20 protein-coding genes are annotated in these 23396 nt (G+C 62.9%); 14 read left to right on the top strand and 6 right to left on the bottom strand.

From position 1 onward, the window contains the following. Positions 1 to 42: 42 nt before the first annotated feature. The 3 genes from ACQY7R_RS18690 to ACQY7R_RS18680 form a co-directional block, all read right to left on the bottom strand. Positions 43 to 3240, bottom strand: coding sequence for an efflux RND transporter permease subunit (locus ACQY7R_RS18690; RefSeq protein ID WP_428307083.1), 3198 nt, complete (start codon positions 3238 to 3240; stop codon positions 43 to 45). A gap of 165 nt (positions 3241 to 3405) precedes the next feature. Further along, positions 3406 to 4086, bottom strand: coding sequence for a GntR family transcriptional regulator (locus ACQY7R_RS18685; protein WP_428307082.1), 681 nt, complete (start codon positions 4084 to 4086; stop codon positions 3406 to 3408). Between the two features lie 183 nt (positions 4087 to 4269). Then, positions 4270 to 4770: a DinB family protein gene (locus ACQY7R_RS18680; RefSeq protein WP_428307081.1), complete on the bottom strand. Its 501-nt coding sequence runs from the start codon at positions 4768 to 4770 to the stop codon at positions 4270 to 4272. Positions 4771 to 4998: 228 nt separating this feature from the next. Between ACQY7R_RS18680 and hpf the strand changes: the two genes are divergently transcribed. From hpf to ACQY7R_RS18630, 10 genes are all read left to right on the top strand, one after another. Next, positions 4999 to 5427 carry a ribosome hibernation-promoting factor, HPF/YfiA family gene (hpf, locus tag ACQY7R_RS18675; RefSeq protein WP_428307080.1) on the top strand — a complete coding sequence of 143 codons (429 nt, stop codon included), beginning with the start codon at positions 4999 to 5001 and terminating at the stop codon, positions 5425 to 5427. A gap of 102 nt (positions 5428 to 5529) precedes the next feature. Further along, complete coding sequence (locus ACQY7R_RS18670) at positions 5530 to 6006, top strand: PTS sugar transporter subunit IIA (protein WP_428307079.1); 477 nt, start codon at positions 5530 to 5532, stop codon at positions 6004 to 6006. Between the two features lie 132 nt (positions 6007 to 6138). Continuing rightward, positions 6139 to 6462, top strand: coding sequence for an HPr family phosphocarrier protein (locus tag ACQY7R_RS18665; protein WP_152101458.1), 324 nt, complete (start codon positions 6139 to 6141; stop codon positions 6460 to 6462). Positions 6463 to 6820: 358 nt separating this feature from the next. Next, positions 6821 to 8563 carry a phosphoenolpyruvate--protein phosphotransferase gene (ptsP, locus tag ACQY7R_RS18660; protein ID WP_428307078.1) on the top strand — a complete coding sequence of 581 codons (1743 nt, stop codon included), beginning with the start codon at positions 6821 to 6823 and terminating at the stop codon, positions 8561 to 8563. Positions 8564 to 9026: 463 nt separating this feature from the next. After that, positions 9027 to 10736: an Rne/Rng family ribonuclease gene (locus ACQY7R_RS18655; protein ID WP_428307077.1), complete on the top strand. Its 1710-nt coding sequence runs from the start codon at positions 9027 to 9029 to the stop codon at positions 10734 to 10736. A 101-nt stretch (positions 10737 to 10837) separates the two neighbouring features. Further along, the gene (locus ACQY7R_RS18650; RefSeq protein WP_428307076.1) at positions 10838 to 12202 is read left to right on the top strand and encodes a YeiH family protein; all 1365 of its coding nucleotides are present in this window, start codon (positions 10838 to 10840) and stop codon (positions 12200 to 12202) included. Next, positions 12192 to 12512 carry a hypothetical protein gene (locus tag ACQY7R_RS18645; protein ID WP_428307075.1) on the top strand — a complete coding sequence of 107 codons (321 nt, stop codon included), beginning with the start codon at positions 12192 to 12194 and terminating at the stop codon, positions 12510 to 12512. Before ACQY7R_RS18650 ends, ACQY7R_RS18645 begins: the two co-directional genes overlap by 11 nt. A 191-nt stretch (positions 12513 to 12703) precedes the next feature. Further along, complete coding sequence (gene rplU, locus ACQY7R_RS18640; RefSeq protein ID WP_152101453.1) at positions 12704 to 13018, top strand: 50S ribosomal protein L21; 315 nt, start codon at positions 12704 to 12706, stop codon at positions 13016 to 13018. A 186-nt stretch (positions 13019 to 13204) separates the two neighbouring features. Further along, a complete protein-coding gene (locus ACQY7R_RS18635) occupies positions 13205 to 13993 on the top strand; it encodes a PEP-CTERM sorting domain-containing protein (RefSeq protein ID WP_428307074.1) in 789 nt (262 codons plus the stop codon). Positions 13994 to 14017: 24 nt separating this feature from the next. Continuing rightward, entirely contained in the window at positions 14018 to 14959 is a 942-nt protein-coding gene (locus ACQY7R_RS18630) for a DMT family transporter (protein WP_428307073.1), read from the top strand. Between the two features lie 212 nt (positions 14960 to 15171). Here ACQY7R_RS18630 and ACQY7R_RS18625 read toward each other — a convergent pair whose 3' ends face one another. Continuing rightward, positions 15172 to 16125 (bottom strand): choice-of-anchor A family protein, encoded by a 954-nt coding sequence (locus ACQY7R_RS18625; RefSeq protein WP_428307072.1) that lies wholly within the window; start codon positions 16123 to 16125, stop codon positions 15172 to 15174. 461 nt (positions 16126 to 16586) lie between these two features. On the opposite strand from ACQY7R_RS18625, the gene ACQY7R_RS18620 reads away from it, so the two are divergent. Both ACQY7R_RS18620 and ACQY7R_RS18615 read left to right on the top strand, forming a co-directional pair. After that, on the top strand, positions 16587 to 17654 hold the full coding sequence (locus ACQY7R_RS18620) for a hypothetical protein (protein WP_428307071.1): 1068 nt from the start codon (positions 16587 to 16589) through the stop codon (positions 17652 to 17654). 212 nt (positions 17655 to 17866) lie between these two features. Then, the gene (locus ACQY7R_RS18615; RefSeq protein ID WP_428307070.1) at positions 17867 to 19084 is read left to right on the top strand and encodes a PEP-CTERM sorting domain-containing protein; all 1218 of its coding nucleotides are present in this window, start codon (positions 17867 to 17869) and stop codon (positions 19082 to 19084) included. A 170-nt stretch (positions 19085 to 19254) separates the two neighbouring features. Here the strand turns inward: ACQY7R_RS18615 and ACQY7R_RS18610 are convergent, their stop codons facing one another. Further along, the gene (locus ACQY7R_RS18610) at positions 19255 to 19959 is read right to left on the bottom strand and encodes a PEP-CTERM sorting domain-containing protein (RefSeq protein WP_428307069.1); all 705 of its coding nucleotides are present in this window, start codon (positions 19957 to 19959) and stop codon (positions 19255 to 19257) included. A gap of 480 nt (positions 19960 to 20439) precedes the next feature. Here ACQY7R_RS18610 and ACQY7R_RS18605 point away from each other — a divergent pair, with 480 nt between their 5' ends. Together ACQY7R_RS18605 and ACQY7R_RS18600 are read left to right on the top strand one after the other, a co-directional pair. Next, positions 20440 to 21225: an alpha/beta hydrolase family esterase gene (locus tag ACQY7R_RS18605; RefSeq protein ID WP_428307068.1), complete on the top strand. Its 786-nt coding sequence runs from the start codon at positions 20440 to 20442 to the stop codon at positions 21223 to 21225. Between the two features lie 216 nt (positions 21226 to 21441). Continuing rightward, positions 21442 to 22530, top strand: a complete 1089-nt coding sequence (locus ACQY7R_RS18600) for a DUF1559 domain-containing protein (protein WP_428307067.1) — start codon at positions 21442 to 21444, stop codon at positions 22528 to 22530. Between the two features lie 37 nt (positions 22531 to 22567). Here the strand turns inward: ACQY7R_RS18600 and ACQY7R_RS18595 are convergent, their stop codons facing one another. After that, positions 22568 to 23365, bottom strand: coding sequence for an ATP-grasp domain-containing protein (locus tag ACQY7R_RS18595; protein ID WP_428307066.1), 798 nt, complete (start codon positions 23363 to 23365; stop codon positions 22568 to 22570). Positions 23366 to 23396 lie beyond the last annotated feature (31 nt).

Here is a 23396-nt window from a genome sequence, read left to right as displayed (position 1 = left end):
TGCCAGTGGCACACATTCGGTTGCTCTCGGAAGATCAAAAAATTAGTCTGCAAGTTCTGGTTCAAGAATTCGTTCCGGATTCTGCCGCCGGAGCAAGCTATACACAATCGGCACGAACAGCAGCGTGGCAAACGTTGCCATCGCCAGCCCGCCGATCACCGCCCGGCCGAGCGGCGCGTTTTGCTCGCCCCCCTCGCCCATGCCGAGCGACATCGGCAGCATGCCGAGGATCATCGCGAGCGCCGTCATCATCACCGGCCGCAGCCGCGTGACGCCGGCGGCCCACGCCGCCTCGACCGACGATTTGCCGAGTTTCCGTTGATCGTTCGCAAACGTGATGAGCAGAATCGAGTTCGCCGTCGCCACGCCGATGCACATGATCGACCCCATCAGCGCTGGGACGCTGATCGTCGTCTGCGTGACGAACAGCATCCACAAAATGCCGCTGAGGGCGCCGGGGAGCGCCATCAGGATGATCAGCGGATCGAGCCACGACTGAAAGTTGACGACCATCAGCAGGTACACCAGCACGACCGCGAAGATGAGGCCGTAACTCAACCCGCTGAACGACGTCTCCATGCTTTCGATCTGCCCACGGAGCGTGATCGACGTCCCGCGGGGCAGGGTGGGGCGGATCTCGTTGACGATCTGCTGAATCGCCGTCGACGCGCTGCCGAGGTCGGAGCCGTGAACGCTCGCCAGCACGTCGAAGCTTTGCGCGATGTTGAAGTGCGTGACGTTCGTGGCGCCGAAGGTGCGGTTAACGTCGACCAGATTGCCGAGCAACTGATTCTGCGCCGCCTTGCCACCCTGCGTGACGGGGATGTTCTTGATCGCTTCGAGCGAATCCATCGTCCGCTGCGGCGCCTGTACCACGAGCGGATACTGCACGCCCGTTTTGGTATCGAGCCAATAGTTCGGCGACGCTTGGATGCTGCTGCTGAGCGCGACAAGCAAGTCGTTCGAAATATCGCGCTGCGATAAGCCGAGCTGGCTCATCATGCTGCGATCGGCGGCGACGGCGATCTGCGGCGTCAGCGGCACTTGCTGGATGTGCGAATCGACTACGCCCGGAATCGTGGCAAGCCGCTTCGCCAGGTCGCGGGCGATCGCGTAGTTCTTTTCGTAGTTGCCGCGCGGTCCGGAGATTTGCACGTCGATCGGCGCCGCGAGGCCGAAGTTCAGCACCTGCGTCACCATGTCGGGCGGCTGGAAGTAGACCGTGAGATCGGGCAGTCGCTCGGCGAGCGCGTCGCGGATCCGCTTCACGTGATCTTCGGTGGGCCCGTGATGCTCAGCGAGCGTGATCAGCGTCTCGCCATCGGCTGAAGACATCATCGCCCCATCGCTGAGCGCGAGATTGATGCCGCTGTTCGGGATGCCGATGATGTCGACGATCTGTTCGATTTCGTCCGCGGGAATCACGTCGCGGATGACGCGATTCGCTTCGGTGAAGTACCGCTCGGTTTCTTCAATGCGGGTGCCGGCAGGAGCGCGAACGTGGAGCCGAATCTGCCCCGAGTCGACTTGCGGGAAGAAGTCGCGGCCGATCAGCGGCGCGAGGCATGCCGAGAGCGCCACGAACACCGCGAACGTCGCCACCACCGTCCGCGGATGAGAGAGCGCCCACGCAAGCACTAGGCCGTACGCGTCGCGCAGGCGGTTGAACTGTCGATTGAACGCCTCATGGCAGCGCCAAATGATGTTCTGCTTTTGCGGAACCGCCTTGTCTGACTCATTCGGATGCGAGTGATAAAGCTCTACTTCGCTCGCCAGAAAGTAATGCACCAGCGTCGGCACCAGCGTCCGGCTGAGAAAATAGCTCGTCATCATCGCGATCACCACCGCCAGCGCCATCGGCGTGAACAACGACCGCGCAGCCCCCGTGATGAACACCACCGGCACGAACACGATGCAAATGCACAGCGTCGCGACGAACGCCGGCATCGCGATCTGCTGAGCGCCGTCGAGAATCGCCGGCACCAGTCCTTTGCCGAGATGGAGATTGCGGTGGATGTTTTCGATCTCGACCGTCGCATCGTCGACAAGAATGCCGACGGCCAGCGCCATGCCGCCGAGCGTCATCACATTAAGTGAATGGCCGAGGAAGTTGAGCGCGATGATCGCCACGAGAATCGAGAGCGGAATCGAAATGACGATCACCAGCGTGCTCCGCCACGAACCGAGGAAGAGCAAAATCATCAGGCCGGTGAGCCCCGCCGCGATGGCCGCTTCCACCAGCACGCCGTGAATCGCGTGGCGGACGAAGATCGATTGATCGGTCAGCAGTGTCGCCCGCAATGTTTCCGGAAGCGACTGCAGCACGATCGGCAGTTTGTTCTTCACGCCGTCGACGATTTCGAGCGTCGAGGCGCCCGACTTCAAAATCGGCTGCAGCACGCCGCGACGACCGTTCACGCGCACGACGTTCGTTTGCGGCGCGAAGCCGTCGCGGACATTGGCGACGTCGCGGACGTATATCGTCCGATTGCCGATCGACTTCGCCGGCAGGTCGCCGACGGCCGCGGCGATCTCCGGGCTGCTGTTGAGGCGAATGCTGTATTCCTGCTGGCCCACCTTCGCGGTGCCGGAGGGGGCAATGAGGTTCTGCAGGTTGATCGCCTCCGAAACGTCGGCCGCCGAGAGGTGCCACGCATGCAGCTTCTCGGGATCGATATCGACCATGATTTGCCGCGCCATCCCGCCATAAGGGTAGGGGATCTGTGCGCCGTTCACCGTCGCGAGCCCCGGCCGGATGCCGGTGGTCGCGTAGTCGAACAGCTCCTTCTCCGAGAGGACCTCGCTGTCGAGCGAGATCTGCACGATCGGCACGTTCGCCGCGTTGTAGCGCATGACGAGCGGCGGGAACATGCCGGGCGGCATCGACCGCAGCACCTGCTGCGACGTCGCGACCACCTGCGAGATCGAGCTGTCGATACTCGCTCCCTCTTGCAGGAAGATCTTGATGACCGCGATGCCGCCGAGCGATTGGCTTTCGATATGCTCGATGTCGTTCACCGTCGACACGAGCACCCGCTCAAAGTTGCCGACGACGCGCGTCTCCATCTCTTCGGGCGAGATGCCGGAGTAGGTCCAAATGACCGCCACGACCGGAATGTCGATCTCCGGAAAAATGTCAGTCGGCATCCGTCGGATCGTGACGACCCCCATGATGGCGATCAGCATCGACATCACGACGAACGTGTAAGGGCGCCGAAGGGCGAGACGGACAATCCACATAGGTCCGTCGACTGGCAGCGAGCCAGTCGACCCGAAAGGGCGGGAGCCGCGCGGTGGCGGCTGGTAGTGGCGGGATTAATTTATTGATACTTGTGGTCCCCTCCCCTCAAGGAGGAGGGAGCCAGATATTGTTAATTTATGTGTGCGTGCGGGGTGTTTCGAAAATCACGACAAACAACTCGCCGGAACGTCGGCGACGTTCTGATCGGCAGACGGCAACTCGCTCGGCAGCGAACGATTCCGCCAGCGCTCTTTGCACGACATCGCATGCTCGCGCAGCAATCGCCCCGCCAGGGCGCCTTCGCCCCGGTCGAGCGCGTCGATAATCGGCACATGCTCCGCCGCGCGGGCGACGAGCTCCGGGTTCTGATTCCGGGCGATGTTGATCCGCACCCGCATCTCGAACCCGAGCGCTTCCCACGCGTTGAGCAGTGTCTCGTTCCCGGCGCCGCTCACGATGGCGCGGTGGAACGCAAAGTTGTGTTTTGAATAACCCTCGGCATCGCCGACGGTCGCGGCGGCCGTCAGGTCGGCGACGATCGCATGGAGTTCCGCCACATTGCCACGAAACGCCGAGCCGGCGAGTTCCCCGGCTAGCTGCTCCAGCGAGCCGCGAACGTCATACGCCTCTTCCATCTCGCGGCTCGAGATCTCGCGCACATGGGCGCCGCGGTAGGGGATCGATTCCACCAGCCGCCGCGATTCGAGCTCCTTGATCGCTTCGCGGACCGGCGCCTGGCTCGTCGCGAACTCTTTCGCCAGACTCAGTTCGATCAGCCGGTCGCCCGGCGCCAACGCGCCCGAGATGATCCGCTCCTCAAGGGCATCGCGAATCTGATCGCTCACACACGTCCGGCAGCCATCAGGCTGAGGCGAGCGGCGCGAAGTCGGCGAGTGAGTACGCTGAGAGGCCACAGGGCAGGGTCCATTTCGATCGGGAACACCGCTACCGCGTGGCAGCTGATGAATTATCGATAATGAGCTTCCGCGGGCAACGAAACTTGCCCCTAGTGGCGCCGGCGTGGTGGTTTACCACTGCGGCCGCATTCCATGGAGTCGCCGTAGCAGGGCGATTTGCCCCGCATGCACCGATTCATGGCGCGAGCACCACAGCAGCGTGTCCAGCGTCGTCTTTACGAATCGGTGCGGCAGAATCACCGGCCGATCGAGATTGGCCTCGCTTATCGCTCCGATCTCCGCGGTCACGTGACTATTAATGAGGTTCAAGTTCGCCAGCAGCTCGTCGGGTGTCGGGTAGAGACTCGCATCCGCCTGCGGCGTGCTGTCGCGGCCGAACAGTTCACGGTAGCCCGCAGGGAGCCAAGCGGCGTCCTCAGGCTTCGGTTCCCGGTGAAACGCGACCCCCAGCCGGTACTGGGCAATTGAAATGTGCCCCACCTGCCAAGCAATATGAGTGACCGCTGGCGTCGGCATGAAGAACCAGGCGTCCGCCGGCAGGTCGGCCAGCAGCCCCAGGGTGTATTGGCGGGCGTCGTCAATCTGACGCAAAGCGGTGGCGAGCTTAGACATAGAAGCTGCAGGGAATCTTAAGTGGCGAGTGGGGAGCGACATCGGTGGAGAGGGCGATTTTGCCAGTTGGGTTCGCCCAAGTCGCTTGATTCTGCGGGTTTAGGTGCGTTTGTGGGCTTGGGAGCGACCCGCTAGAATGGGGTGCTGCCCAGGCAAAGCCAGCCGCTGGGTCAGACGGGAGCGTCGTTTCCCGGCATCATGAGATACAGTAGTAGTTGCCAGTAGTAAGTGAGAACGCTGCCGCAGCCTCGCGCCGCGGCGGCGACCCGATACCCGGGGAGACCGCAAACCGTGCAGATTAGCGTTTCGACTCGACATGGGCATTTGTCCGAAGCCACGCAGGAAAAGCTGCGGGCCAAGGCCGAGAAGCTCGTTCGGATTTTCGACCGCCTGATGTCGATCGAAATTGTCGTCGACTTGAAGGACGAAGCGAAGCCGAAGGTCGACCTCCAGGTTTCGGCCGAGCACAAGCACGACTTCGTGGCTCACGAACAAGGCGAGAACCTGCTGGGCGCCCTCGAATCGACGATCGGCAAGGTTGAAGAGCAGTTGCGGCGGTATAAAGAGCGTGTCCAGGAACGCCATCGCAATCCCGAGGCCCGGCGGCAGGAAGCGCCGGTGGCGGGCGACGAAGGCGCGGACGACGCCGACGAGTAAGAGGCCGGGCTCTCAAGCCCGCCAGAAGAAACACAATCAGCCGCCGCGAGCGACTGCATCGAATCCATTATTCGATTCATTGAGCGAAGGATACTTTGAGATATGAAGTTCGTTGATTTCGTCAATCGCAACGCCATCCGCACGAACGTGGAAGCGGATACGAAGGAAGACGTGATTCGCGCCATGGCTTCGTCGCTGCTGGAAGCGGGCAAGATTGCCCAAGACCAGTTCGACGGCATTGTGGAAGCGATCCTGAAGCGCGAAGAGCTCGGCAGCACCGGCATCGGCCGCGGCGTGGCCGTCCCGCACACCAAGCACCCGAGCGTCCACGAACTGATCGGCGCCGTCGCCGTCAGCGACGAGGGGGTCGACTTCGACAGCCTCGACGGCGAGAAGGTCCACTTGCTCTTCCTGCTGATCTCGCCCCCCGATCGCCCTGGCGATCACCTGCGGGCGCTCGAGAACATCTCGCGCCAGCTGCGCGACGACACGTTCTGCCGCTTCCTGAAGCAGAGCAAGGAGCCCGGCGACGTCTGGCAGCTCTTGGAAGAAGCCGACAACAATCAGTTTGGATCGTAGTGAAGCTGTCAGCGATCAGCTGTCAGCAGTCAGCCAGAAAAATAGGTCCGCCGCGCTAGTGCGAGCGGACCGCGGATCACGGAGAAGGTTGGGCTGAAAGCTGATCGCTGAAAGCTGACCGCTACTTAGTTCATGTCATCGTCCGCGGCACAACGCGTCGTCGTCATTAGCGACAAGGACCCGTTGGGCCTGCACATCCGACCTGCCGAGCAGTTCGTGCGGCTGGCGATGAAGTTTCCTTGTGAGATTGAGGTGGTTCGCGAGAACCTTCGCGCCGACGGGAAGAGCATCATGCACATGCTCACCCTTGGCGCCGAACCCGGCGTCGAGCTGCGGCTGGAAGCTCGCGGCGACGACGCCGAACAGGCGGTGGACGCGCTTGCGCGGTTCATCGCCAACGGTTTCGTGCTAGAACAAACAGAAAGTCAGCCTCCGACGAGTTCGGACGGCGGTTGAGGTGGCGGGCCGGCTGACGCAGTACGGCCCGACGCGGTTCATCATGTCGAGGTTCGCCGAGCGTTCGCCCCAGCGGCGCTCGTCGAACCTCGGGGTGATGAATATCCACCGAAACACCGTCGCCATCCGTTGGGGATGCTGGCGGACCGAATTGACAAGGCGCGCAGGCCAAAGGCTGCCTGGGCGATAAGCAAACACCGAAGAAATCGACCGAGCCTCGCCGCCCTGCAGCGGCGCTGGCCGACGCGCAGGGCGCGTTGCACGAAGATTTTGACGACGCCGGGGCAAGGCGGGCCCTAGCGAGCGGATGCTTGTCGCAGCAGCACGAACGCCGGCGCGCCCCCAAAGCGAGGGCGCTATGGAACGCCTCCAAGGGATCGCAGTTTCGCCCGGCGTGGCAATCGGCGAAGCCCTGATCCTCGATAACGAAGGATTCCGCATACCGCGGCGGTTCGTCGGACGCGACGCCGTCAGCGAGGAGCTTGCGCGCCTCAATCGCGCCATCGAAGCCGCCACGGCCGAAGTCGACCGCAATCGCGGCCGCGTCGCCAAAGAGCTCGGCGATGAAGTCGCCGCCATCTTCTCAGCCCATCTGCAGATGCTGAACGATCGGCGGCTGCGGCAAGAACTCGAAGAGATGATCCGCACCCGGCACTACTCGCCGGAGTACTCGGTCAGCCGCGCCCTCGGCAAATACGCCAAGGTTTTCCAGTCGCTCGACGGCGAGTACATGGCCGAGCGGGCCAACGATATTTTCGACATCCAGAAGCGGCTGCTGCGGCACCTGCTCGGCACCGCCCGGCAAGAGCTGGCCCACGTCACGTCGCCCGTGCTCGTGCTGGCCCACAACCTCACGCCGAGCGAAACGGCCAACCTCAATCCGCAGTTCGTGATGGGCCTCGTCACCGAGGTCGGCGGACCCGGCAGCCACACGGCGATCGTCGCCGAAGGCCTCGGCATCCCTGCTGTCGTCGGCGTCGGCAACTTCCTCACCGACGTCTCGGGCGGCGAGACGGTGATCATCGACGGCGACCAGGGCCTCATCTTCCTCCACCCAGACGAAGAAACCCTCGCCCGCTACCGCCACGAAGTCGAAGAGCAGCGCTCGCTCGCCGTCAAACTCGAAACACTCCGCGATCTGCCGGCCGAGACGACCTGCGGTTGCCGCATCACGATGCTCGGGAACATCGAGTTCCCCTCGGAAGTGCAGCAATGCGATGAGCGCGGGGCCGACGGCATCGGTCTCTACCGCACCGAGTTCCTGTATCTCGGCCGCGACGACGACCCGCCAGAAGAAGCGCACTTTGCCGCCTACAGCGAAGTCGCTCGGGAAATGCACGGCAAGCCCGTGGTCATGCGGACGCTCGACCTCGGCGCCGACAAGATGCGGACCCTCCCTGATCCGGAGGACGAACGCAACCCGTTCCTCGGGCTGCGCAGCATCCGGCTCGCGCTGAAGAATCGCGATATGTTCCGCGTGCAGTTGCGGGCGATCTTGCGAGCTAGCGCGCACGGGCAAATCAAGCTGATGTTCCCGCTGGTCAGCACAATGCTTGAGCTGCGGCAAGCGAAGATGGTGCTTGCCGATGCGATGGAAGATCTCGAAGAAGCGGGCATCCCGTTCGATCGCAACATCCCTGTGGGGATGATGGTCGAAGTCCCCTCGGCGGTGATCATGATGGATCGCTTTGCCGAAGAGTCCGACTTCTTCAGCATCGGCACGAACGACCTGATTCAGTACTGTCTCGCCGTCGACCGCAGCAACAAGGATGTGGCGAGCCTCTACACGGCTGCCGACCCGGCGGTGATCCGGCTGATTGATATGGCGGTGAAGACGGCCAAGCGATTCGATCGGCCGATCAGCATGTGCGGCCAGATGTGCGGCAATCCCTTGTACACGATGTTGCTGCTCGGCATCGGCCTGCGGACGCTTAGCGTGACTCCTTCGGCAATCCCGGAAGTGAAGCGCGTTTGTCGCAGCGTCTCGATCGAGCAATGCGAGCGCGTTGCAGAACAAGTTCGCGCGCTGGAAACGGCCCGCGATGTGAAGACCTATTTGAAAGAAGAGCTATCGAGAGTGTTCCCGGAGTTCCCGGTTTAAGAAGATGAACCACTAAGACGCGAAGACACGAAGAACAACACGAAGAGAACAACAGAACAACAGAGTAACGGAGACGAGAGAGTATTTCTGGGCGCCAGTGGCGTCCAGGCAGTGCGAACTGGGTACACGCTTGGGGCCTCTCGCTGGCAAACTGCCAGTGTCACGCCACAAAAAAGCGCTACCAAATTTAGTTTTCATAAGCAACCATCCCGCAGCCGTTTGGCTGCGGATCGTCAGTTAGAGACTTACGTAAATTTTCGCCTTAGGCGGCCGAGAGCGACCTTGTTGAACGCGATTGCGATGAATGGCCACGATCGACGGAGCCGGCGCTTAGCGCGGCGCGTCGCTGACCGCTTCGCCGCGTCGATCGCTTCTCGTCTCGATGCCGAGGCCATCTGGTCAGCTTGCTGCGCGAGCCCGGTCGGGCGTCGCGCGGCGCCATCCAACTTAAGAAAGAGTTTCCATGAAGCAGGAGATGCTGATTAACGTCGCGCAGCCGGAAGAGTGCCGGATTGCGATCTGCGAAGACGGAATTTTGGAAGAGTTGTACATCGAGCGGAGTAGCCAGGACAACTACGTCGGCAACATCTACAAAGGCAAGATCGTCAACCTGGAGCCCAGCATCCAGGCGGCGTTCGTCGACTTTGGCGTCGGCCGCAACGGCTTCTTGCACATCAGTGACGTCGAGCCGCAATACTTCCGCCAAGGCGGATACGATCCTGACGTCGAAATCGCGCCCGGCGGACCGCCGCGTCGCGACGAGCGTGATCAACACGACGACGAGTTCGGCGATGATGACGATGACGACAACGAAGAAGACGAGTTGGAAGAGGTCGGCGACAACGGCCGCGCCACTCGTCGCGGGCCGAATGGCGGCGGAGGCGGTCGCACCGCGCAGAAACGCATGCGTCCCGGCGTCCGCCCGCGCATCAAGCCGCCGATTCAAGAGATCTTCCGCCGCGGCGACGAAGTCCTCGTTCAAGTGATCAAGGAAGGCATCGGCACCAAGGGGCCGACGCTCTCCACCTATATCAGCATCCCGGGCCGGTACCTGGTGCTCATGCCGGCGCTCGGCCGCATCGGCGTCTCGCGCAAGATCGAAGACGACGACGCCCGCCGTCGCCTCCGCGACATCCTCCGCGAACTGAACCCGCCGAAAGGCCTCGGCTTCATCGTTCGCACCGCCGGAACCGACCGGACGAAGAAGGAACTGTCGCGCGACCTCGCGTACCTCGTGCGACTCTGGAAGGTGATCGTCCGCCGGATCAAGAAGGCTCCGGCGCCGTGCGACATCTATCAAGAAAGCGACATGATCATCCGGACGATCCGTGACATCTTCACGGGCGACGTCGACGGAATCTACATCGATCAGCCCGAAGCATATGAGCGGGCGAAGGAGTTCCTGCAGTTCGTGATGCCGCGCTACGTCAGCCGGCTCAAGTTGTACGAAGGCAAGGAACCGCTGTTCCACAAGTACAAGCTCGACGATGAGATCGCGCGGATCAACCAACGCAAGGTTCCGCTGCGCGGCGGAGGTTCGCTGGTGATCGACCAGACCGAAGCCCTAGTGGCGATCGACGTCAACAGCGGCAGCTTCCGCACCGACGGCGGCGCGGAAGAGTCGGCGTTCCAACTGAACCAAATCGCCGCTCGCGAAATCGCTCGCCAGTTACGGCTCCGCGATCTCGGCGGCGTCGTGGTGAACGACTTCATCGACATGCGGAAGGATCGCCATCGTCGCATCGTTGAGCGGACCCTACGCGACGCGGTCCGCCGCGATCGCGCTCGCACGAAGATCTTGCGGATTAGTCCGTTCGGCCTGATCGAAATGACGCGGCAGCGCATTCGGCCGAGTCTCAAGCGGAGCGTCTATAAGGAATGCCCTGCGTGCGCCGGTTCGGGCCTCGTGAAGAGCGCCGAGAGCATGGCGATCGAAGTGATCCGCAAGCTGATCATGTGCGCCCAACACGCGAGCGTCGCGCGGATCGCGGTGACGGTCGAGGAGGAAGTGGCGAGCTACATCAACAACCGGAAGCGTCGCGAGCTGACGCGGATGGAAGACGAGCACACCGTGCAAGTGCTGGTGATCAGCCGCGAAGACCTCTCGCCAGAGTTCCTCAAGTTCGACTGCGAAGACGCCAGCGGGCGCGAAGTTCGCATCGAAGGGATGTAGAAGCAGGAACCGCCGATGGACGCGGATGAACGCAGATAATTCTTCATCTGCGTCTATCGGCGTTCATCGGCGGTTCCGTATTTAGTGGCAGTTAAGTAGTGATGGAAGAGAATCGCCCGCGATCGCCGTGGCTCAGCGAAGACGTTTGGTCGATCTGGCTCGGATGGACGGTGCTACTCGTGGCGCTGGCGGCGACGCTCGTCGGCTCGATGGACGGCGAGAAAGCGATCAATCCACTAGCCGTCAGGTCGACCGACCTCGGTTCGTGGGTGAGCAATCCGCTTGATGCGCTCGTCGACAAGCAGGGCGCCAGCGTCGTACCAGGCGTGGCGTGCGTTTTCATCGCGCTGCTCGCGCTCTTCTCGACCGGTCTCGCGGGAATGCGCGAGCGAGTGCGCGGCTTCCCGCTCGCCTTCGCCGCCCTCTTCGCGCTGGCGATCTTCGCCTACTTCCTCGCCGGCCAGAAGGTAGTCAAGCACCTCAACCTGGAGTACGCCCTCTGGGCGCTCACGGCGGGGCTGCTCATCAGCAATACCGTCGGCACGCCGCGTTGGCTGCAGCCGGCCGTGCGGGCCGAGTTCTACATCAAAACCGGCCTCGTGATGTTCGGCGCCGAGGTGCTGTTCCATCTGCTGCTCTCGCTCGGTCCGCCCGGCGTCTTCATCGCCTGGGTCGCCACGCCGACGACCCTGATTCTCACCTACATCTTCGGGCAGAAGGTTCTGAAGATCGAATCGAAGTCGCTCAACATGGTAATCAGCGCCGACATGTCGGTCTGCGGCGTCTCGGCCGCGATCGCCACCGCGGCCGCGTGCAAGGCGAAGAAGGAAGAGCTCTCGCTGGCGATCGGCATCTCGCTGGCGTTCACCGTGATCATGATGGTGGTGATGCCGCCGGTGATCGACTGGCTCGAACTCGGTCCAGTGCTCGGCGGCGCGTGGATCGGCGGCACGATCGACTCGACCGGCGCCGTGGCCGCGGCCGGCGACGCCCTCGGCGAGACGGGCCTGCTCGTCGCCACGACGGTGAAGATGATTCAAAACATCCTCATCGGGGCCGTCGCGTTTGGCGTCGCGATGTACTGGGTCACTTGCGTCGAGAAGTCGCCCGACGGCGCCCGCCCGAGCCTTGGGGAGATTTGGCGACGGTTCCCGAAGTTCGTCCTCGGCTTTATCGCTGCATCGATTCTCTTCTCGCTGATCTCCACGAGCGGCGAAGCGGGCAAGGCCCTCGTCGGCGCCGCGACCGCCACCTCAAAGACGCTCCGCGGTTGGTGCTTCTGCCTAGCGTTCGTCAGCATCGGCCTCGAAACAAACTTCCGCGAGCTGAAGCAGTACCTCGCCGGCGGCAAGCCGCTGATCCTCTATCTCTGCGGCCAGACGCTCAACCTCGCGATCACCCTGGCGATGGCGTGGCTGATGTTCACGAAGTTCTACCCCGACACCGCCGCCGCCCTTGCCCAATAACGTCACTCACCCATCGATCCCCACCAGCGAGCCGTGGCGTCCCGCCCCCGGCGCCCGATCTCCCCGCGCCGCCCGCCTCACCGCCTACATCCTCGCCCTCGCCGCCACCTGGCTCCTCATCCTCCCAGCCCTCGCCCGCATCCCCGCCATCCGCCAGATGATCGCCCGCCACGAGGCCCACGGCGTCGACCCCAGCGCAAAGTTCTACAGCGAACTCCCGGCAATGCCGATGATCTCCCAACGAGTCGAGGCCATCCGCCAGTCCGACCCGGCCGCGTTCGGCCTGCCGGAGCGGCCCCGCGGCGACTGAAACCGTGCCATTTTCGGCCCAAAAGCGGTGGTTCGGCGGCAAATCAGGCCGTCTGCCAGCACTCCCAGCCGGCGGGAGCGCCGTTGTGGCGAACCACCCCTCGACGCCCCGCGGCAAATCAGGTAATTTACAGGGCTCGATTGGGCTAAATCGGCCCACCCTTGGATTCACGCTTTTTTCGGACGAGTCACATGTACGCGATCATTGCAGACAGCGGTAAGCAGTTGAAGGTTGAGCAGGGCCAGGAACTGCTGGTCGATTACCGCGATTTGGCCGCCGGCGCCAAGCTGACCTTTGATCGCGTCCTCGCCGTCAGCGACGGTTCCGGCTCGCTCAAGCTCGGTGCCCCGCTCGTCAGCGGCGCGAGCGTCGTCGCTGAAGTCATCGGTCCGGAAAAGGGCCCGAAGCTCGTCGTCCAGAAGCTTCGTCGTCGCAAGAACTTCCGCAAGAAGACCGGCTTCCGCTCGGTCTGCACGAAGATCCGCATCAGCTCGATCACGGGCTGAACATCGATAACGTAAGCAGCGCCACGGTCGGCGTTGCTCGTCGCTTGGAAGCGCTTGGCTGGCGAGCCGCAGCGCTCCCCGCATGAGGGAGACGGGTTTCCGTAATCCGCTCCCCTGGCGCGACGCTGCTGCGTAGAGTTCCCCTGACGGCGATGAATGCCGGACTTGTGGGGGAGCATCAGCGTGATGCAGACGAAAGCTTTTCTTCCAGGCTTACTGGCTGTTTGCCTCGTCGCGAGCGCAGCACGCGCTGCGTCGTACAGCGAGTTCGTTGCGGGCGATCTGTCTAGCAACCCGCTGCAGCCGACGCCGTTCGCGCTGACGCCCGGCGTCAATGATCTGCTCGGCGAGGCGAGCAGCAAGGACTTCGATTTCCTGCAGATTACCATCCCGGCCAATCACGTCCTGGGCGCGATCACGGTCACGTTTCATGAGGACATGAACCCGGTCTTCGCGGGAATTCAGCAAGGGGCCGTGTGGACGGCTGGTGCGGGAACTGAAGTCATCCCGTCGGCGATGCTCGGGTGGGTCAATTTTCCAACGAACCCCCAGCTCGGCCATGTGGGCGAGAATATTCTCGACGACATCGCCCTCGGCGCCGGTGCGACCGGGTTCACGCCGCCGCTGGCGAGCGGCGCCTACACCATGCTCTTTCAGACGCGTAGCGTCGCCGTGCGGTACGGGCTCAGCTTCAGAGTGGCGCCGGTAAACCCGAACCGGCCAGGCGACTTCAACGGCGATACGGTCGTTGATGGCGCCGACCTTGCGATTTGGCGAGCCGCCTTCAACCAGAGTGATGCCGGCGATGCGAACAGCGATGGCGTCACCGATGGTGCCGATCTACTGATCTGGCAGCGAAACTCCGGATTGACGGGCGCCGCTTCGACGGCGCATGCTGTGCCGGAGCCCTCCGCCGCTTTGTTGGCGATTGGCGCCTGCGCGGGACTCGTCGCCCGGCGCCGCCGGCGGGCGTAGTTACCCCCGCACGGATGCCTACCATTGGCTAGCTACCGATCGTCGCTGCTGAAGGTGACCGTCGCCACCGTGCTGTTCGGCAGCGCACCCGCCGCGATTCGAGCGATCGGCATCGACTCGGTCGCCCTCGGGGTCTGGCGACTTGGCCTCTCCGCGATCGGCATGTCGATCATCCTGGCCGCCGGCCGTCGCGCGTCGTTCAGCGAGTTCCGCAGCGAGGTCGCTCGCCACTGGCGCTTGCTCGCAGCGGTCGGCCTTTTCTTCGGCCTTCACTGGCTCACCTACTTCCAGAGCATCAAGATGGCGAGCGCCTCGATCGGGGCCATCGGCTTCTCGACCTGCGGCGTCCAGTTGCCGCTGCTCGGCTGGCTATTCGGCTTTGGTCGGCCACGCGCGCTGGCAATGATCGGCGTCGCGCTCGCCATGGCGGGAAGCTGGCTCTGCGTGCCCATGGAAGAAGGCGCCGACGGGCAACTTCTCGGGCTACTCGTCGGCATCCTTAGCGGTACGTTCTACGCAGCGCTGCCGATGCTCCATCAACGTCACGCGCACCTCGACAACGAACTTCGCACCTGGGGCATGTTTGTCTTCGCCCTGCCGGTGTTCCTCGTGATGGCCCCGGCCGCCGAGTGGTCGATGACTGCTCGCGACGCGTGGCTGATAGTTCACCTCGGCGTCGTCGTTACGCTGCTCGGCCACTACCTGTGGGTGCAGGTGTCGACCGAATTGCCGCTGCAACTCACCAGCGTGCTCGGCTACCTGCAACTACCGGCGGCGCTGATAGTGAACTTCTTGATAGGCGAAGAGATGACCTTTGCCATGGCGGCTGGCGGCGCGTGCATCGTCGCGGGGAACCTGCTAGCGCTCTCTGGGCCTTTGCACACCGCCAAAGCTGACGAGGTGGACGAACTACCCGGCGACGCCGCGCTCCCGCTAACCGTCGAACTGGAAAACGGCGATCCGTAGGGTGGGTGCTCGCACCCACCTTTGGCCGCCGCGGCTAATTCGGAAGTCCCGACTTAGCGCTTCTCCGCGAAGAGAGTCAATACGGCATGGACGCGCGCGACAAGCAACAAACCGGCAAGGTGGGTGCAAGCACCCACCCTACAAAAAACGGCCCTGGCGAGTAGCACTCGCCAGGGCCGTTGTTTATCAACAGCAGAGAACCGCCTCGCGAACTACTTCATCGCCCGCCGCTTCGCCGCAATCGCCGCCAACCCTATGCCTGCCAACACACACGTGGCCGGCTCCGGCACCACAGGCGTGTACGGAATATCGCCGCCAAACGTAAAATTGTGGAACTCCCCGCCGCTTTGCTGCAGAGCGCTCGCCGCGACGCCGACGCCGTTAATGCCGCCGCCGTTGATCGTCAGCGCCGCGTTTGGCGCCAAGAAGCTGCCGAGCATCGCAATGTTGTTCGTCTGCACGGTCGTCGCAGTGGGATAGTTGAACAACACGCCCGCGTGGTTATTGCTCGGCGAACTGCTGCCGTTGTACGACATGCCGCCGAACTGCGTGACGTCGCTCCCCGCGATGTTGATCAGCAGCGTCGCGTTCGGAAAGCTGTTGACGATCTGCTTGTTGCTCGTCGCTTCCCACACGCTTTCCGAGACGTTGAACACGTTCAGCCCGGCGTTCGTAGCGGTGAGCGTGAGCGTCGAGTAACCGTCGAAGAAGACGGTCGCGTTCGTCGGCAGGGCGCCCCACGCAGCGCTCTTGGCGGTAAGGTCAGCCTGAGCCGCGGCAAAGTTGACCGGATTGCCCTGATAAGTGATGCCGTTGGTCGTGGTCGGCGCCGCGGTGAGGCTCGTTCCCCACACGGCGTTGCCGTTGAACACTTGCCACCCGCCCTGGGCGTTCATGTTGCCGCCGACGACTAGCACGTCGGTGCGAGGATTGGTGATCGGAACCGCGGGGCCAACGCCGCCCGAGCCGACGCCGTAGCTGCTGGCCGTGAAGTTGCCGCCGACCGCGAGACGACCTTCCGTGTCTTGGCCATGAGAGGTGAGATTCCCGAATACAAAGCCATTGAAGGCGTTAGCGGCGCCGAGGTTGGCGGCGCGAGCGCCGGTCGACAGACCGAGCGCAGCAGCGACGGCCAAAGCCGGCGCGCACAGTGAGAGCAGGCGCATTAGCGAACTCCGGATGCAGAAACAGTGGTGTCAACGAACGATGGGGTCGCGCGGAACCCCGGCGCCGGGAAAAGAGTGCGGCCTACCCCCGGCAGAGAGCCCCCAACCTGGGGGGCTGCTAACTCGATTATGGTTGGCGACTACAAACCGGGCAATAGGCCGTTTTTGACTGCATTTCTGGCCCGGGTTCCGCGTGGGGCGCACTTCCTTCGATTGGGCTGAGCCGCGAGAGGCCGTCGTCAACCCGCCATTTCCGGCCACCCCATCTTTTTTAGCCCCCGGTTCTTCAAACCGGGGGCCCGCAGCGCGCAAACGCGTCCCTCCGCTAGGTGGCCGAAAATCCTCGTTGAAGAAAATCGCTAGTTCTCTTAACGTGAACGTTCGTTCATTGCTCGACGGCCGCCGTCGCCATCAGCAATTCACCGGGGCCACAGCGTCAATCCAAATCACGGAGACATGCCATGAAACGCCAGTACATTCGCGGCCGCAACCGCATCTTCACGCCCGAGCTCAAAGTACAGTTTTGCCAGCTCGTTCGCACTAGCGCCACGCTCGTCGAGGCTGCCGAAGCGGTCGGCGTTTCGCTGCGCACCGTGCAGCGCGAACGCAAGTACGACGAAGATTTCGATCACGAACTCTGCCTCGCGCTCAGCGCGCCGCCCGATCCACTCAAGCTCATGCATGCCGCCGCACGCACTCATTGGCGGGCTGCCGCGTGGTTGCTCGAACGAACCCGGCCCGAGCAATACGCCCGCCGTCCGACCAACATGGCGCACGCTGGCCAGGTGAACCACGCGGTCAACGCGGTGATGGAGGCAGTGCTGCAGCTGTTGCCGCCCGCCGAACAAGAGCGGCTATTCCCGTTCATCGACGCCGCATGCCAACGGGCTCTCGACTGCTGCTTCCCAAATCTCGGTCCCTGGGGCCATCCGCGCTCGCCGAAGCTGCCAAACACGCCGCTCGGCAACCACCTCCGCTGGAAGCTGCTCGCTCAAGCGCCAGGCGTTCCCGCCTTCCTCAACGACGACGACCGAAAGCTAGCCGAGGCGTTCACCGAGCAGGACGAGGTAGACGCCGAGCGAGCCGAGGGGGCTGTCCAGCGAGCCGGGGGGGGCATCCCCTCGGTAGACGACGAACTCGACGACGACGCAACCGTCCTCGAAGACGCCGCCGCAACGGCACAGGCGATGCCGCTAGAATCAAGTACGGCTCAAGCCAAACCGCCAGCGCCGCAGCCATCAACTGAAGACCTCTACGAACTCGCCCTCAACGAAGCGATGGCGGAATTCGATTCCGACTGCCGCGAGCAAACAGGCTGCGCGCCAGACAAGCCGCACTGCCGCGCCGCCGATCAATCATCCCCCTGCGGCGAACGCCCGCATCCCGCAGCTTTGCCGGCGACGCCGCTTTCGGAGCAACAAGTTCCGCCGCGCGAGGCCCAGGATCATTTTGTCGCCAAAAATGCACTTGGCGACAAAATACCCGCGCCGCCAGAACTCCCGCCATCGCATCGCCGCCCAACCGCTTAGCCCCCCGGTTCTTCAAACCGGGGGCCGGATCCAACGCACGGCGCAACTGCAACAAACGACCGCAAAACTTTCTGCAGACACCAGGTTGGCGCACTCGCCTGTCAGGGCGGTACAGCCAGAAATAGTCGACATGCGGCTCCAGACTGGTTACATTCTTACGAGCTGTATGAAACGTCGTCGTTCCTTGTCGTCAACTCTTGTCGAGGCGCCTCATGAGAATCTGCTGCCTGCGTGTTTGGCTGGGAGTTATTGCGATTTTGCTGTGCGGCATGTTCGATGTGCACGCGGCGCCTAGCTATCGGCTCGTAGACTTGGCTGGCTTCCAGCCTGACGACATCAACGAGCAAGGGCAGATCGCCGGCGTGATGCCCCCCCGGTTTGGCTCGCCCGTCGCGGGGCTGCTGCAGCCAGGGGCGTCCGCTCCGACGTCAATCGCTTTCGGGACGGAACTTTGGGACGGCGTGCGGTTGAATAACTATGGGCAAATTCTCAGCATGAGCTACGGCGAACCTGGGGGAATGTTGAGCCAGCCATTCTGGACTCCCGATCTGCCCAACGGTGCGTCTGGGGTCATTTCGCAGGCGACTTACCTGCCTGTACCAGGCGCAAATCTTGAAGGGCCCATAGGCCCGGATATCGGCGAAGACGGGACGATACTTGTGAACGGTTGGGATTTCGTCGGCGGTGGTCGGCAATCTTACATTTGGAAGCCATCGACGCCAAATGGGGCGACCGGTTCGATGACGCTTTTCGGCGGCGGCGGCGGGACGAACGTCATCCTCAACAGCATCAACGAACGGGGCGATATCGCTGGCGTCGATGCCAAGGGGGCGTTTGTCTTCATTCCCACCGTCCCCAATGGCCTCGCCGGCGTGCGGTATCCGCTCAGTGCGACTCCGATGGGGCTCGCGAGTTCTGCTGCGGAGATCAATGACGTCGGGCAGATCGTCGGCGCCACGGTCGTCGGCAATCGCCGGCACGCGATGTTCTGGAATCCGCAAGTTCCCAACGGATCAACAGGCGTCATGACCGATTTGGGGCTGCTGCCCGGTAGATTGCAAAGTCGCGCGGTCGATGTCAATAACGCTGGAATGGTTGTCGGCGTCGCTGATGATAATTCCACAACCAGTAGCTCATCGGCCAATCTTATTAACGGCTTGTCGTTTCTCTGGACCAGCAGCGGCGGCATGCAGAACTTGGGCGACTTGCTCGACTCCACCGGCGCTGGCTGGCAGTTATATGGAGTTCGCGGCATCAATGACCGCGGTCAGATCGTTGGCATCGGCTCGTACGACCCCGACGGACCAGGCGGCGTGCCGTTGGAAGTTCGCGGGTTCCTGCTAAATCCGGTCCCCGAGCCGACGACATTAGGGTTGGTCTGCAGCGGATTCGCCTGTTGCCTCGCGGCGCGCCGTCGGCAACGGCGATAGTCGCTATCGCGATTTAGGGTGGCCCGGGTTGGCGTACTCGCCTGCTTGGGCGGTGCTTGCTGAGGGCGTTTCAAGCATCGCGCAAAGAAAGGGTCGAGAGCCTTTGCCGCTCGCGGCAAATAGCTCCCGACCCCATTTGGCGTGGACGCGATTAATCGCTCCGAGTCGTCCTAACCGCGACGGCGACGAACGGCGCCGCAGGCAGCGACGCCGAGCGTCGCCAATAGCAAGGTCGCCGGTTCTGGAACGAGCGTGACCGAGCCAGAGATGCCGGTGAGGTCGTTGGGGTGACCGTTGCCGCCGTTGCCGACGACGAAGTCGAGCGTGCCGCCGGCGGCCAGCGTCACCGTGTCCGTGAACGTCGGCCCGGCGCCGTTGATGCCGTTCCCGACGTCTTGAGCGCTGTTGACCAGACCGCTGTACAGCGGCGGGGCGAGGTTCCCGTTGAGGACGACATGCACGTCGGTCGTCGTGTTCGCGGGGGTGTTGCCTGTGTAGCCAACATTGAAGTTGTACGTGCCGGCGACCGGCGCCGTGAAGCGGATGACGCCGTACTCGGCGCTGCCAGGATGAATCGTCACCTGGCCGGGGGACCAGTACCGACCGAAAGCGTCGATCGTCGATGAGGCGGAGGTGTTCTTCTCGACGTAAACCTCTTCGGAAGCCGACCGCCAGTGGTAAATTGGATTGGTGCCGCCGGTGAGCGGGAGCGGGACGAACGACACGCCCGTCGAGGAGCCGTAGCTCCAGGGGCCGAGCGTGCTGGGATTGTTCGCCGTGTCGAAGCCGGCGGAGATGTCGTAAACGGTTGCCGCGTGGGCGGTGCTGGCGAATAACGCGGCAACGACCGCGACGCACAGCAAGATTCGCTTCATGATGTCTGACCTCGTGATGGAGAAAAGATGGTGTCGCGCGAGACTGCTCTCGCTCTCAGCCTGTTCCGCTGTTTTGCTTGATCGCTTCGAGTCAGTTCGTGCTCTCCGCTAAGCATGCGGGCGGCGGAGGCGTGGCAAGAATAGATCGTCGAGAAAAGGGAGGCGATTGAATGGTAATACAATTGCCAGGATGTAGATTAACTGGCCGGTGCAGGGGCGGCAATCACTTGGAGCGAACTATTTGTCATATTTTTCGGGGGCATCGGAGGCCTGTTTTTGTAGGGTTTTCTGGGTGAAGGCCGCAATTTTAGAGCCGATCGGCTGGCGACCGCCGTCCATCGGTCCCTGATCGCTCGGCGGGGCGGTTTTCAGGCTTTCCTAATCGTGGTGAGTTCGACGCCGATGGAAGCTGAGAGTGCATTACCGACGGGGCAGAGGCGCTGGAAGAGGGCCGTCGGCGTGGGGGTTGTCTCCATACTCGTGGGAGCCTTCGCCGCATGGTCCTGGCGGCCGCAAGCGACGGTCGTGCACGGCTCGATGATCGTCGACGGCGAACAACGCGACTACCGACTCGTACTACCCCGCCAAATCCAAGATCGCCGCGCCCATCCAAAGCGAACCGAGCACGTTGATAAGCGAGCCGAGGGGTTTATCCCCTCGGTCCTCCCCGAGCACGACGTCCCAGTCATCTTCGCCCTCCACGGCGCCATCGACACAGTCGACGAAATGGCCGGATACACCGAACTCGACCGCCTAGCGATCGAAAAAGGCTTCCTGCTCGTCTACTTACAAGGACGGATGCTCAACTGGCCGCCGTTCATCCCGCCGGAGAATCCCGGCATCTACGAACCCGACGTGAAGTTCTTCAACGAGATGTGCGACTTCGTCGTCCGTGAGCACGGCGTCGATCCGCAGCGGATCTACCTACTCGGCGTCTCGCAAGGAGGCGCGGCGGCCAACGCGCTCACGGCCATGTGTAGCGAGCGCATCGCCGCCACCGTCGTCGGCTGCGGCTGGCTGCCAGAACCGCTCGGTGAAACTCCGCTCCAGACTGTGCACAAGTGCCCCGTCCTGTTCCTCGTCGGCGACCGCGATCGGCAAGTGCCGCCAGAGTACGTCCGCAAAGGCTACGACGCGTTCGAACGGGCAGGGCATCCGGTGGAGTTCCGGATGGTTGAGGGTTTCGGCCACGGTTGGCCGCGACGGGAGAATGAACGCGTGTGGGAGTTTTTGCAGGGGAAAATCCTTGAGAACGCGACCAAATGATCGCGGATAGAATCGATCCGACTTGCAGCGGGAGAAATTCGAGACCCGCTAGTGAGTAATGGCGATGCATTTCCGCGACGTGTCGGAAATGTCGACGCATGCAGCTGGCGTCAACTCTGTGGTCGCGGAATGTTGTTGTCATTGACGATCGAAATACTTAGTATTCGACCTGTAGGCCAGTCCATCGCTTGCATTAAGTTCGCAGGGAGATTGCGGATGAGGTCACAATGTTCTTCCCGGCATCTAACGGGATTCACGCTCGTTGAACTGCTGGTCGTCGTCGCAATTATCGGCGTCCTGATCGCACTGCTCCTGCCTGCGGTCCAAGCGGCGCGCGAGTCGGCCCGACGGTCGACGTGCCAAAACAACTTGCGGCAAATTGCGCTCGCCGCCCAAATGCACGAAAGCGTCCACGGCTTCTTTCCTTCGGGAGGCTGGGCTGGCAACTTCCTCGCCGATCCGAATCGCGGCGTCGGCCGCACGCAGCCGGGCGGTTGGCTGTTCAGCACGCTGCCGTACATCGAGCAGCAATCGCTGTACGTCGCCCGCGGCGAGCGACTCGATCAGCCCGAGTTGAGCGTCGCGCTCAAGACGCTGTTCGAGAGCGCGCCGTCGATGTTCTACTGTCCGAGTCGACGCGAGGCGAAGGCGTATCCCTTCAAGCGGGGCGGCAACGGTTCGTGGGCAGTGAACGTGGCGCCCGGCGTACTGGAACTTGAGGGGGTCACGAAGAGCGACTACGCGGCCAACAGCGGCGACACAGAATACAGCGCGGCGGATGCGTTTTCGCACCTCCCGTCGATGTGGTTCCCCAAGGACTACGCATCGTTAGCGTCGGGACCGACTCCGTGGACCGAGACGAACGACGCGACGACGCCGTTCTACCAGACGGGAGTCAGCTTCTACCGCAGCGAAGTGCGAGCGGGGCAGATTGAGGATGGCCTGAGCAACACCTACCTCTGCGGCGAGAAGTTCATGTCGCCAATGTACTACGAAGACGTCAACGGCACCGACGCGATCGGATCGATGGGCGACAACCAATCGGCGTGGGCCGGCTACGAATGGGATAACCATCGCGTTGCCTGGAACCCAAATGCGGATTGGCCAGCGGAAGGCTACCTGCCGCAGCAAGATACAGACGCGCAGGGCCCCAATTGGACCGCAAACCTCTTCGCGTTCGGCAGCGCCCACCCTGGCTCGCTCAATATGGCAATGTGCGACGGCTCGGTGCGCAGCCTGGCGTACGACGTTGATCAAGAAGTCCACCGCCAAACAGCGAACCGGCTTGATGGCGGGCAGCAGTGAGTAGAGGGGGGCCTGGTCTCAGCGCGAATGCCGCCCACTAGCCGGCGATTTCAGAGACCGCGCGAACGATGGCTTCAGCGTTGCAGGCGTACAAGTCTGCTCCGCCGAAGGGGTTTAATTCGAGGAGGCGGAAGGCGCCGTCGCATTCGCAGACGTCGATGATGTAGGCGGTTGCGGGAGGAGGAAGGGTTTGCGCGATTTCTGCTGCCAACTCGCCGGCGGCGGAGCTTAGCGAGGCTTCGATCGGTTTGCGGGTGGCGGCGTCGTACGCCGAACCTGCGACGACCTTGCGATCGACGACGACGAACCGCCACTCGCTGCCGATGGTGCGCACCGGCGCCGCGACGACGGGGAGCGATTCGTCGTCGTAGTAGAAGCCGTGATCGAGCTTGGCGAGCGAGATTTGGTCGACGTTCAGCACCCGGCCGCTAAATGGTTTGAGCGGGCTATCGGGGCGGATGAAGAGGCGCTCTGTCGAATGGAGATCTTGCGAGATGGAGCTGGCGTGGGCGGCGAGTTCTAGCGCGGTGGTGAATCGCCATCGTTCATGGACGAGCCACGGCCGCGCGGATTCGTACCAGGCCGAGCAGCGGAACCGCTCGACGGGGCAAAGCGACCCCGGCGACCAAGCGAGTTCCTCGGCGATGCGAGCGGCGTTGCCGAGCGAGCCATGGAAGACGACGGGCGCGGAGCGAATCGCCGCCGGGACGCCGTTTGACCACCAGGAGTCAGACCAGTCGTAGAGCGGCAGCCCGAGCCGCCGGATCGCCGCCCGCAAGGGTGCGTGAGTTTCCGGAAACACGTCGGGCTCGAGCACCCAGGTCGTCGCGGGCATGTGCGTTTGTTGAAGAGGGATGGGCCGTGCG

The sequence above is a fragment of the Lacipirellula sp. genome (genome assembly GCF_965279485.1).
In the GTDB taxonomy this organism is placed as follows: domain Bacteria; phylum Planctomycetota; class Planctomycetia; order Pirellulales; family Lacipirellulaceae; genus Lacipirellula.
Note: the sequence above shows the minus strand (reverse complement) of the source record. Positions and strands in the feature narration are given on the sequence as shown.

Bases quoted from the DNA above. Each gene is read 5' to 3' on its own strand.
- ACQY7R_RS18650 (WP_428307076.1), top strand. From the start codon at position 10,838: ATGGAAGAGAATCGCCCGCGATCGCCGTGGCTCAGCGAAGACGTTTGG.
- ACQY7R_RS18620 (WP_428307071.1), top strand. From the start codon at position 16,587: ATGAAACGCCAGTACATTCGCGGCCGCAACCGCATCTTCACGCCCGAG.
- ACQY7R_RS18655 (WP_428307077.1), top strand. From the start codon at position 9,027: ATGAAGCAGGAGATGCTGATTAACGTCGCGCAGCCGGAAGAGTGCCGG.
- ACQY7R_RS18690 (WP_428307083.1), bottom strand. From the start codon at position 3,240: ATGTGGATTGTCCGTCTCGCCCTTCGGCGCCCTTACACGTTCGTCGTG.
- ACQY7R_RS18595 (WP_428307066.1), bottom strand. From the start codon at position 23,365: ATGCCCGCGACGACCTGGGTGCTCGAGCCCGACGTGTTTCCGGAAACT.
- ACQY7R_RS18625 (WP_428307072.1), bottom strand. From the start codon at position 16,125: ATGCGCCTGCTCTCACTGTGCGCGCCGGCTTTGGCCGTCGCTGCTGCG.
- ACQY7R_RS18665 (WP_152101458.1), top strand. From the start codon at position 6,139: ATGTCATCGTCCGCGGCACAACGCGTCGTCGTCATTAGCGACAAGGAC.
- ACQY7R_RS18635 (WP_428307074.1), top strand. From the start codon at position 13,205: ATGCAGACGAAAGCTTTTCTTCCAGGCTTACTGGCTGTTTGCCTCGTC.
- ACQY7R_RS18680 (WP_428307081.1), bottom strand. From the start codon at position 4,770: ATGTCTAAGCTCGCCACCGCTTTGCGTCAGATTGACGACGCCCGCCAA.
- ACQY7R_RS18670 (WP_428307079.1), top strand. From the start codon at position 5,530: ATGAAGTTCGTTGATTTCGTCAATCGCAACGCCATCCGCACGAACGTG.
- rplU (WP_152101453.1), top strand. From the start codon at position 12,704: ATGTACGCGATCATTGCAGACAGCGGTAAGCAGTTGAAGGTTGAGCAG.
- ACQY7R_RS18600 (WP_428307067.1), top strand. From the start codon at position 21,442: ATGAGGTCACAATGTTCTTCCCGGCATCTAACGGGATTCACGCTCGTT.
- ACQY7R_RS18610 (WP_428307069.1), bottom strand. From the start codon at position 19,959: ATGAAGCGAATCTTGCTGTGCGTCGCGGTCGTTGCCGCGTTATTCGCC.
- ptsP (WP_428307078.1), top strand. From the start codon at position 6,821: ATGGAACGCCTCCAAGGGATCGCAGTTTCGCCCGGCGTGGCAATCGGC.
- ACQY7R_RS18615 (WP_428307070.1), top strand. From the start codon at position 17,867: ATGAGAATCTGCTGCCTGCGTGTTTGGCTGGGAGTTATTGCGATTTTG.